The sequence below is a fragment of the Kitasatospora sp. SC0581 genome (assembly GCF_048159585.1).
Classification (GTDB): domain Bacteria; phylum Actinomycetota; class Actinomycetes; order Streptomycetales; family Streptomycetaceae; genus Kitasatospora.
On the sequence record NZ_JBLRWA010000023.1, the window covers coordinates 44,713 to 57,124 of the forward strand.

The window sequence follows — 12,412 nt, forward strand, 5'->3', positions numbered from 1 at the left end:
TTTACCAGCGTAGACCATACCCGGATGGGCGTAGGAAGCCCGTTCGGCCCGCCGGGGGCGGGGAACCCCAGGTGGGGGGACGTCCGCCCGGGTGCGGGCCGGGGCGCGGGCTCAGGCCCGGTGCAGGCATTCAGGCCCGGGAGCGGGCTCAGGCCTGGGCGTGGTGCTCGACCAGGTCGCGCAGCGCCCGGGCGTCCGCGATCGCCTGGTCCTTGCCGACGCCGGACTGGATGCCGACCGCGGCGAGCGAGGTGCCGTCGGCGAGGTCGAGGGTGGCCCACGGGTCGCCCTGGCGGAAGTTGACCCGGACGATCTCGGCCCAGGCCAGCCGGCGCCGGCGGACGAAGTTGACCACCGTCACGCCCTCCGCGTCGGCGCTCACCTTGGGGCGGGCCAGCATCAGGCCGACGCCGGCGAACAGCAGGCCGCTGGCCGTCATCATGATCCGGTCGTTGAGCTGCCAGTTCTCCGGGAGCAGCACGGCCATCGCGGAGAACAGCACCACCATCAGCACGCAGACCGGCAGCAGTACGGCGCGGGTGCGGCGCGGAGCCCAGGTGACGGGGAACTGGACGGACGGCGTGGACACGTGGGTTCTCCGGGGGTGGTTCTGGGGGCGGCAGCACGGCGGGGCGGGGACGCCGACCGGCGTCCCCGCCCCATTGAACCGTTCTTTACCCGCGCTCGGGCGGGCGGGTCAGAGGCGGCAGGCGTGGATGTTGGTGACCAGGATGGCCCGGGCGCCGATGCCCCAGAGGTCGTCCATGATCTGCTGGGCCTCCTTGCGGAGCACCATCGACCGCACCGCGACCCAGCCCTCGGTGTGCAGCGGCGAGACGGTCGGCGACTCCAGGCCCGGGGTGAGCGCGACGGCCGCGCCGACCTTCTCGGCGCGGATGTCGTAGTCCATCAGCACGTAGCGGCGGGCCACCAGCACGCCCTGGAGGCGGCGCAGGAACTGCTCCACCCGGGTGTCCTCGCCCGCGCCCTTGGGCCGGATCACCACGGAGTCGGAGACCAGGATCGGCTCGCCGAACACCTCCAGGCCGGCGTTGCGCAGGCTGGTGCCGGTCTCCACCACGTCGGCGATCACGTCGGCGACGCCCAGCTGCACCGCGGTCTCGACCGCGCCGTCCAGCTTGGTGACCGTCGCCTTCACACCGTGGTCGGCCAGGTGCTGCTCGACCAGGCCGGTGTACGAGGTGGCGATCCGCAGGCCCTCCAGGCCCTTGACGTCCTCGACGTCCACGCCCTCGGGGCGCGCGAAGCGGAAGGTCGACCCGGCGAAGCCGAGGGCGAGCACCTCCTCGGCGTTGGAGTGCGAGTCCAGCAGCAGGTCGCGGCCGGTGATGCCGACGTCGAGGCGGCCGGAGCCCACGTACACCGCGATGTCGCGCGGGCGGAGGAAGAAGAACTCCACCTCGTTGTTCGGGTCGACGAGGACGAGCTCCTTGGGGTCCTTCCGCTGGCGGTAGCCGGCCTCATGGAGCATCTCCGCCGCGGGACCCGAGAGCGAACCCTTGTTGGGGACGGCGATGCGCAGCATGGGAGGTTGCTTCCTTACCTGTTCGGAGGATGGGGGTGCTCGGGAGAGCGGGGGTGTCTAGAGGTACTTGTAGACGTCGTCGAGCGTCAGTCCGCGGGCGATCATCATCACCTGGAGGTGGTAGAGGAGCTGCGAGATCTCCTCCGCCGTCTGCTCGTCCGTCTGGAACTCGGCGGCCATCCAGACCTCGGCGGCCTCCTCGACGACCTTCTTGCCGATCGCATGGACGCCCTGCTGGACGAGCTGCGCGGTACGGGAGGACGAGGGGTCGCCGGTGGCGGCCTTCTGCTGGAGCTCGGCGTAGAGCTCCTCGAATGTCTTCGAAGCCATGATGGGGCCACCTTACGGCGTGCGGGCGGACGGACGGTAAACGGTCCCGGAGCGTGGACAGTCGGGTGGACGTCCGCGCTCCGGGACCGGACGGACCGGGTGCGGCCCCGTGTCAGAGCGCGGCGCGCAGCGCCACGACGGTGGCGACGGCGGCGGTGACGGCCTCGTGGCCCTTGTCCTCGGCGGAGCCGGGCAGGCCGGCGCGGTCGATCGCCTGCTCCTCGTTGTCGCAGGTCAGCACGCCGAAGCCGACCGGGACGCCGGTGTCCACGCTGACCTGGGTGAGGCCGCTGGTGGCCGCCTGGCAGACGTAGTCGAAGTGCGGGGTCCCGCCGCGGATCACCACGCCGAGGGCGACCACGGCGTCGTAGCCGCGCTCGGCGAGGCGCTTGGCGGCGACCGGCAGCTCGAAGGTGCCGGGCACCCGCAGCACGGTCGGCTCGGCGACGCCCAGCTCCTTGAGCGCCCGGTGCGCGCCGTCCAGCAGGCCGTTCATCACCGTGTCGTGCCACTGGGCGGCGACGACGGCGACCTTGAGGCCGGCGGCGCCGTCGATGGTCAGCTCGGGGGCTCCGTGACCGCTCATGTTCTCTTCCGTTCTCTGGTGTCGTCGCTGGTTCTGAGGTGTGCGGCTTCAGGAGCCGAGGCCGGGCAGGTCGTGGCCCATCCGGTCGCGCTTGGTGCGCAGGTAGCGCAGGTTGTGCTCGCCGGGCGCGATCTCGACCGCTTCGCGCCCCTTGACCTTGAGCCCGTGCTCGGTGAGCGCGGTCAGCTTCTGCGGGTTGTTGGTGAGCAGGGTGAGCGAGCGGACGCCGAGGTCCACCAGCGTCTGGGCCGCGATGCTGTAGTCCCGGGCGTCGGCGGGCAGGCCGAGGTCCAGGTTGGCGTCGACGGTGTCCCGCCCCCGCTCCTGCAGCTCGTACGCGCGCAGCTTGTGGGCCAGGCCGATCCCCCGCCCCTCGTGGCCGCGCAGGTACAGCACCACGCCGCGCCCGGCCTCGGCGACCCGCCGCAGCGAGGCCTCCAGCTGCGGGCCGCAGTCGCAGCGCAGCGAGCCGAAGACGTCACCGGTCAGGCACTCGGAGTGGACCCGCACCAGGACGTCCTCGCCGTCCGGCAGCCGCCCCTCCGCGTCCAGGCCGCCGGCCACCAGCGCGAGGTGCTCGACGCCGTCGATGGTCCCCCGGTAGCCGACGGCGGTGAACTCCCCGTGCACGGTGGGCAGGCCGGTGGCGGCGGCCCGGTCGACGTGCAGCTCGGTGCGGCGGCGGTAGGCGATCAGGTCCTCGATGGAGATGATCGCCAGGCCGTGCTCGCGGGCGAAGGCGACCAGCTCGGGCAGCCGGGCCATGGTGCCGTCGTCGTTGACCACCTCGGCGATCGCGCCGGCCGGCGGCAGCCCGGCGAGCCGGGCCAGGTCGACGGCGGCCTCGGTGTGGCCGGGGCGGACCAGCACGCCGCCCTCGACGGCGCGCAGCGGGAAGACGTGCCCGGGGCGGGTGAGGTCGCCGGGCTCGGTGCCGGGCGAGGAGAGCAGCCGTACGGTGCGGGCGCGGTCGGCGGCGGAGATGCCGGTGTCGACCCCCTCCCGGGCGTCCACCGAGACGGTGTACGCGGTGCCCTTGCGGTCCTCGTTGACCTGGGTCATCGGCGGGAGCTTGAGGCGGTCCAGCTCCTCGCCGGTCATCGGGGCGCAGATCACGCCGGAGCTGTAGCGGACGGTGAAGGCCATCAGCTCGGCGGTCGCGGCGGACGCGGCGAAGACGATGTCGCCCTCGTTCTCGCGGTCCTCGTCGTCGACCACGACCACGGCGCGGCCGAGCGCGATGTCGGCGATCGCCCGCTCGACCGGGTCGAGGACGAGCTCGGGGTCGGAGTCGGGCCCGGTGGCCCCGTTGCTGGACTGGTTCTCGGTCATCTCGGTCATACCGTGGCTCCCTGCGGGACGGTGGCGGACTTGGCGCGCGGCTCACGGGTGCTCAGCCACCAGGACCGCAGGCCGAGCAGCACCAGGACGAAGTAGACGGAGTAGGTGAGGCCGGAGAAGGTGTAGCCGCTGTTGAAGGCGAACGGCACGCCGACCGCGTCGACCGCGATCCAGGCGAACCAGAACTCCACCCAGCCGCGGGCCTGGGCGACCATCGCGGCCAGCGTGCCGACGAAGACGTAGGCGTCCGACCAGGGGCTCCAGGACAGGCTGGGGTAGGACGTGAAGAGCAGGGCGAGCGCGACCGTGCCGGCCGCCGTACCCGCCGCCAGCGCGATCCGCTCGCGCCAACTCGCGAACCGTACGGCGATCGTGCCACCCTCGCGGCGGCCCCGCTGCCACTGCGCCCAGCCCCAGGCGGCGGTGACGATCACGATCAGCTGCTTGCCGATCAGGCCGGGGACGTGGCCGCCGAGGTAGGCCGCGATCAGCACCGCGCCGGACAGCAGCTGGACCGGCCAGCTCCAGACCGAGCGGCGCCAGCCGAGCGCGAGCCCGCCGAGGCCGAGGATGTTGCCGAACATGTCGGCCCACTTGACGTGTTCGCCGAGGACGGTGAACGCCTCGCCGCTGAGCCAGCTCACTCGGACTCCCCCGGGGTTCCGTCGACCGGCAGGCCGGACGGGGTGGACAGGCTGGAAAGGTCGGACGGGTGGGGCGGGTTGGAAAGGTTCGGCAGGTTCGGGAAGTCGGGCAGGGTGCGGGACTCCAGGAGGCGCTCGACGTACTTCGCGAGCACGTCCACCTCGAGGTTGACGCCCTCCCCGACGGCCTTGGCGCCGAGCGTGGTCAGCGCGAGGGTGGTCGGGATGAGGCTGACGGTGAAGCTGTCCGCGGCCGCCTCCACCACGGTCAGGCTGACGCCGTCGACCGTGATCGAGCCCTTCTCCACCAGGTAGCGGGAGATCGTGCCGGGCAGCGAGAACCGCAGCACCTCCCAGCGCAGCTCGCCCGCCGCGTCGCGCTCGCCCGGCTCGCGGCTCAACAGCCGCCCGGTGGCGTCGACATGGCCCTGGACGAGGTGGCCGCCCAGCCGGGCGCCGAGCGCCATGGCGCGCTCCAGATTGACCCGCGAGCCGGGCGCCAGCTCGCCGAGGCTGGAGCGGTGCAGCGTCTCGGCCATCACGTCGGCGCTGAACTCACCGGTGCCGGCGGCCAGTTCCACCGGGCTGTCGACGACGGTCAGGCACACGCCGTTGACCGCGATGGAGTCGCCGTGCCGGGCACCCGTACAGACCACCGGGCCGCGCAGGCGGATCCGCGAGGAGTCGCCGATCTCCTCGATCGACACGACCTCGCCGAGCTCTTCGATGATGCCGGTGAACACCCGGGTTCTCCTCGCGCTTGGGGCGCGGACTCCGGGGCGGCATGGGAGATGACACGGACGGGCACCGGCGCACGGACCCGGGACACACCCGTCGCCGGGGATGCCGAGGCCACCGGGAGATCGCTCGCCCGGCACGGGAGACACCGCTCCCGTCGTTCACCTGACCGGGGCCCGGGAGGCAGTCTCCTGCCAGTGGACCCACGGGTACTGCTCTTCGTCCGCCCGCGCACGCCTCCCATCCGGACTTTAACCGTCGGTCCAGGAATTTCACCTGGTCAACCGGCCGCTGGCTGCGGACGGGTCGCGGACTGTAACCGCCGGTTCGGATTTTCACCGACCCCGGAGTGCGCTGAACGTCACTGCTTGATGCCGTCATTGTGCCACGGTCGGCGCAAGGGCAGGGAGGGCCTCCGGCTGTGGTCTGTTTCACGGGCTTGCGGGGAATGCGCGGCGGGGTGCTACCGCGGCTCCGCCGGGGGGCGAGCGTACGTTGGAGGGCCATGTGCGCGGGGGTGCGCGTGTTCGGCGGGCCATGCGCTCGGAGGGCCGCGGCTCAGAGGGCCGCGGGGGCGGTGATCGACGTGAAGTGGGTGACCTCCGGCGGGTGGGCGAGGTAGCTCAGCTCGCCCTCCGACCAGACCGGCCGGATCCGCCACATCGGCCCCGCGTACCCGCGCAGCGCCTCCTCGTCGCGCCAGCGGCTCAGCACCAGCACCCGGTGCCCGTCCTCGGACACCGAGCGCAGCAGCTCGCCGCCGAGGCAGCCGTCGGTCCGCCCGAGCTGCGGGATCACCTGGGCGGCCAGGTGCGCGCAGAACTCCTCGATGCGACCGGCCGAGACCTGCCCGGCCCAGATCCTGACGATCACGACCACCACCTCCGGCTGCGGCTGGCGTCCCACGCCCGGGCATCCCTCGCCCGGGCGCGCTGACCACTGACCCGGCGGTCCCCGCCCGGCGAGCCCCGAGCCAGTGGTCCCTGGCCCCCATTATGAGCGGAAAACCGCTGGTGGGGAGGGGTGGAGCCGGAATTTCACGGAGGGTTGCCAGGGCCCGGGGAACGGGGTGCGCCGAGCGGCCTCGGCTACATTCCCGGTATGACGACCACACCGGAATCTGTCGTTTCGTCAACCACCGCAACCACCGCGCCGAACCGGCCGGGCAGCCTGTTCGACGCCCTCCACGCGGGCGCGCTCAGCGATCCCGCCCAGCTGCGCGAGATCTACGAGCAGCCCGGCGACCAGGCGCGCCGCAAGCAGGTCGACCACCTGCACGAGGTCGCCCAGCGCCTGATCGCCTGCTCCCCGCTGGTCTTCGTGGCCAGCGCGGACGCCGCCGGGCGCTGCGACGTCTCCCCGCGCGGCGGGCCGGCCGGGCTGGTCTCGGTGCTCGACGAGTACACCCTGGCCATTCCGGACGCCACCGGCAACAAGCGCTTGGACACCCTGCACAACATCCTGGAGACCGGCCGGGTCGGGCTGCTCTTCGTCGTCCCCGGCCGGGACGCCACCCTGCGGGTCAACGGGCAGGCCTGCGTCTCGACCGACCCGGAGCTGCTGCGGCAGCTGACCGCCGTCGGCAAGCCGCCGCGCAGCGCCATCGTGGTCGCCGTCGAGGAGGTGTACGGGCACTGCCCGAAGGCCTTCCTGCGCTCCTCGGCGTGGAAGCCGGAGAACTGGCTGGCCAAGGGCGCGCAGCCGAGCTCGGCGGAGGTCACGCTCTCGCACCTGCGGGACGAGTCGCTGACCGTGGAGATGATCGAGCAAATCGAGCGGGAGGCGCTGCTGTACCGGTACGAGTGAGGCAGCGGGGACTTCTCCGCTCGGGGTCCCCGTCTCGCCGTGAGTGGCCGGCGGTCGGTTTGGCGGGTGCCCGGCGAGGTGCTCGGCGGCCGGCGCGGTGCCCGGCGGCCGGCGGCCGGCCCGGGTGGGTCGGGCGCCGGGCCGCGCGCCCGGTCGGTCTCGGGGCTCCGCTGCCCCGGGCTCAGGCCGCCTTGGGAAGGTCCACCACGGGCGCGCCGTCGGCGGCCCGCTGGACCGCCTCGACGCCCTTGTGGGCCGCGTCCTTGCTGGCGTAGCCCTGGCCGGTGGCGACGATCTCGCCGTTGCCCGCCTTGAGCCGGAACCGGTACTTGCCACCGGCGTCCTGATAGACCTCGAACTTGCCCGACATCGGGGCCACCTCCTCGCGGGGCCTCCTCGTGGAGCGCTCGATGCGCCCGCTGTCCGGCCCCCGGCGCCACCGTGCGCCCGGCACCACCCCGGCCGCACCCGGGCGGCAGCCGGACGGGTGATGCCGGGCCCACCGGGGTTTGCGGAGGTGCCGGGGCGGCCGGCCGGTGGTTTGAATGGACGGATGGACTGCGTCTTCTGTGCGGTGGTGGCGGGCGAGGAGCCGGCGCACCGGGTGCTGGACGACGAGGTGGCGGTGGCCTTCCTGGACCGCCGGCCGCTGTTCCCCGGGCACGTCCTGGTCGTGCCGCGCGCCCACCACCCGACGCTGGCCGACCTGCCCGCCGCCGAGGTCGGGCCGTTCTTCCTGCGGGTGCAGCGGGTGGCGGGGGCCGTCGAGCGCGGGCTGGGCGCGGCGGGCAGTTTCGTGGCGGCGAACAACCGGATCAGCCAGTCGGTGCCGCACCTGCACGTCCACGTGGTGCCGCGCAATCCGAAGGACGGGCTGCGCGGGTTCTTCTGGCCCCGGCGGCGGTATCCGGACGAGGCGGGGGCGGCGGAGGTCGCGGCCCGGCTGCGGGAGGCGCTGGAGGAGTGACGGGGGCGGGGCTCCGGCTCCGTGCCCTGCCGTGGGGATCGCGCGGGGGGGTCGACGGGGGGTCGTACCTCCGCAGGAGCATCGGCGGGGTCGATATCGTTTTCCGGGCGGACGATCCGGCCGAACGGGGCGCCTAGGCTCGCGAGCATGAACGAACTCGCCTGTCTCGTGCAGCAGACGGCCGACCGGCTCGCGGGCCGACACGTCGGCGCGGTGGTCGCCGGGCTGGCCGGCGACGACGTGGAGATCCGGGGTGCCGGGCGGACCGGTCCGGGCGGTGGGATACCCGGACCGCACACACTGTTCGACATAGGCTCCGTCACCAAGGTGTTCACCTCGCTCGTGCTCGCACGGCTGGCGCTCGACGGAGCCGTCCGGCTGGACGAACCGCTCGCCGAGGTGCTCACGGGGGCCTCGGGCGGTCCGGCCGTCGTCCCGGCCAGGGGCCCGCAGCCGATCACCCTGCGGCACCTCGCCACCCACACCTCTGGGCTCCCCCGGCTGCCCCGGGGCATGCTGGCGCAGTCACTGCTGTCCCCCAACAAGCCCGATCCGTACGCCGGTTGCACCACCGAGCGGGTGCTCGACGGGCTCGCGCGGACGCGGTTGCGGACCGCGCCCGGGCGCGGCTTCCGCTACTCCAACCTCGGCGCGGGGCTGCTCGGCCTGGCCCTCGCGCAGCGGTCCGGCGTCGGGTACGAGGACTTGGTGGCGCGCGAGGTCTGCGCACCGCTGGGCCTGGTGGACACCTGCGTGCGGTCGGACGAGGAGCAGTCCGCGCGGCTGGCACACGGGCACACGCCGGGCGGCCGGCCGGTGCCGCACTGGAGCTTCGGGGCCGTGCCCGGCATGGGCGGGCTCCGGTCGACCGCCGCCGACCTGGTGGTGTTCCTGCGGGCCCAACTCGCCGCCGGGCGCGAGCCGGAGGCGCCACTGTCGGCCGCGATCGCCCTCACCCGGGAGACCCGCCACCGGGTCAACCCCTTCGCCTGGACGCACCTGGGCTGGCTCGGGCACCGGCTGCACACCCAGCAGGGCGGGCACCTCCAGATCTGGCACAACGGGGGCACCGGCGGGTTCCGTTCGTTCGTGGCCTTCGACCCGGAGAAGCGGGTCGGCGCCGTGGTGCTGGCCAACACCCGCCGGTCGGTCGATCCGGCGGGCACGGCGCTGCTGCGCGGGCTGCAGATCGGGTTCGCGACGACGGGGTGAGGGCGGTGACGGGGGTTCCGGCGGTGACGGGGGGGATTTCGATCGGAATGTGCCGATCGGCACTGTCGGCGGGCGCGGTGAGGAGTCGATCCTGGGCATCCGATGGTTGCGGCCCTCCTGAGGGGTTGCCGCGGAGCGGAGGGAGCTCGGTATGACGGTGGTGCGGGCCGCCCGGGCGGGCGTTGCGGCCCCGCCCAGGGGCACCTGGGCCGTTCGTCCCCACCCCCGTGGCGGGCGGCTGCGGCCGGGGCGCGATGATGGCGGGGCCGAACCAGGCCAAAAGGTGCTGATTGGCTCTGTCGCCGGGGGCGGCGCGCGGTCGATGCTGGGGTTCTGGAAGTCGCGGTTCCGTTGGGGGAGCCCTCCGACTGAGCCGAGTGAAAGGGGGCCGACGTGGCGGTGACGTGGTCGCCGACGCGGGTGCGGTCGGCGGGTGCGACCGGTTCTGCCGACCTGGCCGCTTCTGCCGGTGCGGCCGGCATGGCTGGTTCGGCCGGCGCTGCCGGTCGACTGGGCCCGGTGCTGCGGGTGCACAGACGGTTCCGGCCGCTGTCCTGGCCGGCGCGGGTGTGGCTGCACTCCTGCGGGGTGGCCGTCTCCGTGGTGGTCTGTCTGGCGCTCGGCGAGTGGTGGCCCGCGCCCGTACTGGCCGCCGCCGCGGTGGTGGCGGTGAGCGGGTACGAGCGGCTGCGGCCCACACCCGGGCTGCGCTCCGTACGGGTCCACGAGGGTGGGCTGGTGCTGGTCTCGGCCGGCGGCGGCGAGGAGCCGCTGCCCTGGCGCGCGATGGAGGCCACCGAGTACTCCCCGGGAGGGCCGCACGGGGAGTACGAGCACGGGCGAATATGGCCGGCGGGCGCGGACGAGCCGCTGGTGCTGGCGCACCTGGGCGGGCTGGGCAGGCTGTTCCGGGAGCTGGAGGAGCGCCTCTCCCCCGGGCTCCGGGCCGCCCTGCACGAGACGCTGCGCACGGAAGGAAGCGTCCGCTTCGTCCGGGGGCGACTGACGGTGACGGCCGGCGGGCTGGTGCACCGGCCGCCGCACCCGCTCGCCGCGACGGAGGCCTACCGGTGGCCGGAGGTGCACTCGGCCCGGGCCTCAGCCCTCGGCGAGCTGGAGGTCCGGACGCACTCGGCCGGTCTCCCGCTCACCTTCCCGGTGCCCAACGCCCGTGCGGCCGCAGGCTTCCTGGAGGACCTCCGGACGGCCTCCACCGGCTGACGGCCCGCCCGGGCCGAGCAGCCCCGGTGCAGGTTCCCGCATGTTCGCGCAGGTTCGCCCGGGCCCGCCCCCTAGGGGGCGCCACAGTGCCTTCCGGAAGGGATCAGTACGCCGCTGAGTGGACGTCAGTTCCGTGGCGGGCGGCCTACGGTCGCTGACATGAGCCGACTCCGTACGACCGCCGCCGCTGCGGCCCTGCTGCTCGCGCTGCCGCTGTCCGTCGCCGCCGCCGCGCCGGCCCTGGCGGCCGCGCCCGCCAGCTCCGCCACCGCTCCCGCGAACCCGACCACCCGGGCCGCCGCCCAGGTCGAACTCCCCCGCCCGACCGGGCCGTACGCGGTCGGGCAGGAGGTCCTGCACCTCGTGGACCAGAACCGTCCGGACCCGTGGGTGCCCGCCGCCGGTCCGCGCCAGCTGATGGTCTCGATGTACTACCCCGCGCACGCCGGGACGGGCACCCCCGCCCCGTACATGACGCCCGCCGCCGCCCGCGCGCTGCTGGACGGGAAGCTACCGGGCAACACCATCCCGACCGAGGCGGTGTCCGGCACCCGGACGTGGGCGGAGTCCGGGGCCCGCCCCCAGGGCGGCCACTACCCGCTGGTGGTCCTGTCGCCCGGCTTCACCATGCCGCGTGCCACGCTCAGCAGCCTCGCCGAGGACCTGACCAGCCGCGGCTACGTCGTCGCGCTGGTCGACCACACCTACGAGAACACCGGGACCACCTTCCCCGACGGCCGGACGCTCCCCTGCGAGGTGTGCGGGACGCTGAGGACCCAGGAGGCCTGGGAGGCCCTGGACGCGAGCCGGGCGAAGGACGTCTCCTTCGTCATCGACCAGTTGACCGACCGCCCGCACCCGGCCTGGCGCTACGCCCGGCTGATCGATCGCGACCGGATCGCCATGGCCGGACACTCCGCCGGTGGCGCCGCCACCGTCCCGGCCCTGCTCACCGACGACCGGCTCCGGGCCGGGGTCGACCTGGACGGCACCATGGACTACCTGGTGCCCGAGTCCGGCATCAAGGGCAAGCCGTACCTGATGATCGGCCACCCGCTGCCCGGCGGCGGCGAGGACGAGAGCTGGCTCAGGAGCTGGCCCCGGCTGGACGGCTGGAAGCGCTGGCTGACCGTCGACGGCACCGACCACGGCAGCTTCACCGACTTCCCGCTCTTCTTCGACGGGCTCGGCCTCCCCAAGGGCCCGGACACCACCATCGGCAGCCAGCGGGCCGTCGCCCTCACCCGGCAGTACGTCGGGGCGTTCTTCGACCTCCAGCTGAAGGGCGTCCCGCAGCCGCTGCTCGACGGGCCGAGCGCCGCCAACCCAGAGGTGCGGTTCACCCCCTGACGGCCGTCCCCGAATGACAGCGATTTCCGAGTGACAGCGGTTCCCGGGGCGGGGCCGTCGGCAGCGCGCCGGCGGCCCCGTCGGCGTACGGGCGCTCTGCCTACAGTCAGCCGGGCAGCACCGCCGCCGAGGCGATCGGTTCGAGCAGCGGGTGGGGGCGGACCAGGGCGCGGGAGACCGGGTCCTCGCGGTGGCCGCCGGCCCGGGCGGGGTTGGGGCGCATGACGACCGCGGTCGGCGGGACGGGCCCGCCGCCGCAGGCCGGGCAGACGCCGACGAGGTCGAGGTCGGTGCCGCAGACGGCGTGCGCGAAGAGGTGGTACGGACCCCCCTCGGTGGCGTGCCGGCCGCCCCAGCGACTCAACTGGTAGAGCGGGCCCCAGAGTTCGAGGCCGGCACTGGTCAGCAGGTAGCCGTGGCGCAGCGGCGCCCGCTGGTACGGCTCCTTGCGCAGCACCCCGGCCGCGACCAGGGCGTTGAGGCGCGAGGTGAGGACGGCGCGCGGGATGCCGAGGTGGGCGAGGAAGTCGTTGAAGCGCTGCACACCGTAGAACGCGTCGCGCACGATCAGCAGGCTCCAGCGCTCGCCGACCACCTCCAGGGCGCGGGCCAGCGCGCACTCCTGCAGTTCGTAGTCGGTTCCCAGGGCCATGGGCGTCAGCCTAGTCCAC

General features: G+C 73.8%; 16 protein-coding genes and 1 riboswitch. Of the genes, 6 read left to right on the top strand and 10 right to left on the bottom strand.

The genetic code is table 11. The features are described from left to right. Positions 1-148 precede the first annotated feature (148 nt). The 8 genes from ACLWS4_RS27750 to ACLWS4_RS27785 form a co-directional block, all read right to left on the bottom strand. Positions 149-589 (bottom strand): PH domain-containing protein, encoded by a 441-nt coding sequence (locus tag ACLWS4_RS27750; protein ID WP_049651343.1) that lies wholly within the window; start codon positions 587-589, stop codon positions 149-151. A 108-nt stretch (positions 590-697) separates the two neighbouring features. Next, a complete protein-coding gene (gene hisG / locus ACLWS4_RS27755) occupies positions 698-1,546 on the bottom strand; it encodes an ATP phosphoribosyltransferase (protein ID WP_049651342.1) in 849 nt (282 codons plus the stop codon). 57 nt (positions 1,547-1,603) lie between these two features. After that, on the bottom strand, positions 1,604-1,876 hold the full coding sequence (locus tag ACLWS4_RS27760; protein WP_049651341.1) for a phosphoribosyl-ATP diphosphatase: 273 nt from the start codon (positions 1,874-1,876) through the stop codon (positions 1,604-1,606). 112 nt (positions 1,877-1,988) lie between these two features. Then, on the bottom strand, positions 1,989-2,462 hold the full coding sequence (gene ribH / locus ACLWS4_RS27765) for a 6,7-dimethyl-8-ribityllumazine synthase (protein WP_049651340.1): 474 nt from the start codon (positions 2,460-2,462) through the stop codon (positions 1,989-1,991). A 48-nt stretch (positions 2,463-2,510) separates the two neighbouring features. After that, positions 2,511-3,794, bottom strand: a complete 1,284-nt coding sequence (locus ACLWS4_RS27770) for a bifunctional 3,4-dihydroxy-2-butanone-4-phosphate synthase/GTP cyclohydrolase II (protein WP_416875559.1) — start codon at positions 3,792-3,794, stop codon at positions 2,511-2,513. 5 nt (positions 3,795-3,799) lie between these two features. Further along, positions 3,800-4,447, bottom strand: a complete 648-nt coding sequence (locus ACLWS4_RS27775; protein WP_049651339.1) for a nicotinamide mononucleotide transporter family protein — start codon at positions 4,445-4,447, stop codon at positions 3,800-3,802. After that, positions 4,444-5,190 carry a riboflavin synthase gene (locus ACLWS4_RS27780; protein WP_416875512.1) on the bottom strand — a complete coding sequence of 249 codons (747 nt, stop codon included), beginning with the start codon at positions 5,188-5,190 and terminating at the stop codon, positions 4,444-4,446. The genes ACLWS4_RS27775 and ACLWS4_RS27780 overlap by 4 nt, the downstream gene beginning before the upstream one ends. A 223-nt stretch (positions 5,191-5,413) precedes the next feature. Beyond that, positions 5,414-5,541: riboswitch (FMN riboswitch) on the bottom strand. 202 nt (positions 5,542-5,743) lie between these two features. Beyond that, on the bottom strand, positions 5,744-6,091 hold the full coding sequence (locus ACLWS4_RS27785) for an antibiotic biosynthesis monooxygenase family protein (protein WP_049651338.1): 348 nt from the start codon (positions 6,089-6,091) through the stop codon (positions 5,744-5,746). 195 nt (positions 6,092-6,286) lie between these two features. On the opposite strand from ACLWS4_RS27785, the gene ACLWS4_RS27790 reads away from it, so the two are divergent. Then, positions 6,287-6,991 carry an MSMEG_1061 family FMN-dependent PPOX-type flavoprotein gene (locus tag ACLWS4_RS27790; protein WP_416875513.1) on the top strand — a complete coding sequence of 235 codons (705 nt, stop codon included), beginning with the start codon at positions 6,287-6,289 and terminating at the stop codon, positions 6,989-6,991. 181 nt (positions 6,992-7,172) lie between these two features. Here ACLWS4_RS27790 and ACLWS4_RS27795 read toward each other — a convergent pair whose 3' ends face one another. Continuing rightward, positions 7,173-7,361, bottom strand: a complete 189-nt coding sequence (locus ACLWS4_RS27795) for a YegP family protein (protein WP_049651337.1) — start codon at positions 7,359-7,361, stop codon at positions 7,173-7,175. Here ACLWS4_RS27795 and ACLWS4_RS27800 point away from each other — a divergent pair. From ACLWS4_RS27800 to ACLWS4_RS27820, 5 genes are all read left to right on the top strand, one after another. Then, a complete protein-coding gene (locus ACLWS4_RS27800; protein ID WP_416875514.1) occupies positions 7,351-7,482 on the top strand; it encodes a hypothetical protein in 132 nt (43 codons plus the stop codon). The genes ACLWS4_RS27795 and ACLWS4_RS27800 overlap by 11 nt on opposite strands. A gap of 62 nt (positions 7,483-7,544) precedes the next feature. Further along, entirely contained in the window at positions 7,545-7,958 is a 414-nt protein-coding gene (locus ACLWS4_RS27805; RefSeq protein WP_074005165.1) for an HIT family protein, read from the top strand. Between the two features lie 147 nt (positions 7,959-8,105). Then, positions 8,106-9,170 carry a serine hydrolase domain-containing protein gene (locus ACLWS4_RS27810; RefSeq protein ID WP_416875515.1) on the top strand — a complete coding sequence of 355 codons (1,065 nt, stop codon included), beginning with the start codon at positions 8,106-8,108 and terminating at the stop codon, positions 9,168-9,170. A gap of 480 nt (positions 9,171-9,650) precedes the next feature. Beyond that, complete coding sequence (locus ACLWS4_RS27815) at positions 9,651-10,391, top strand: hypothetical protein (protein WP_380743529.1); 741 nt, start codon at positions 9,651-9,653, stop codon at positions 10,389-10,391. Positions 10,392-10,550: 159 nt separating this feature from the next. Then, the gene (locus tag ACLWS4_RS27820; protein ID WP_416875516.1) at positions 10,551-11,741 is read left to right on the top strand and encodes an alpha/beta hydrolase family protein; all 1,191 of its coding nucleotides are present in this window, start codon (positions 10,551-10,553) and stop codon (positions 11,739-11,741) included. A 106-nt stretch (positions 11,742-11,847) separates the two neighbouring features. On the opposite strand, the gene ACLWS4_RS27825 is transcribed toward ACLWS4_RS27820, so the two are convergent. Further along, positions 11,848-12,393, bottom strand: a complete 546-nt coding sequence (locus ACLWS4_RS27825) for a winged helix-turn-helix transcriptional regulator (protein WP_416875517.1) — start codon at positions 12,391-12,393, stop codon at positions 11,848-11,850. Positions 12,394-12,412: the final 19 nt, after the last annotated feature.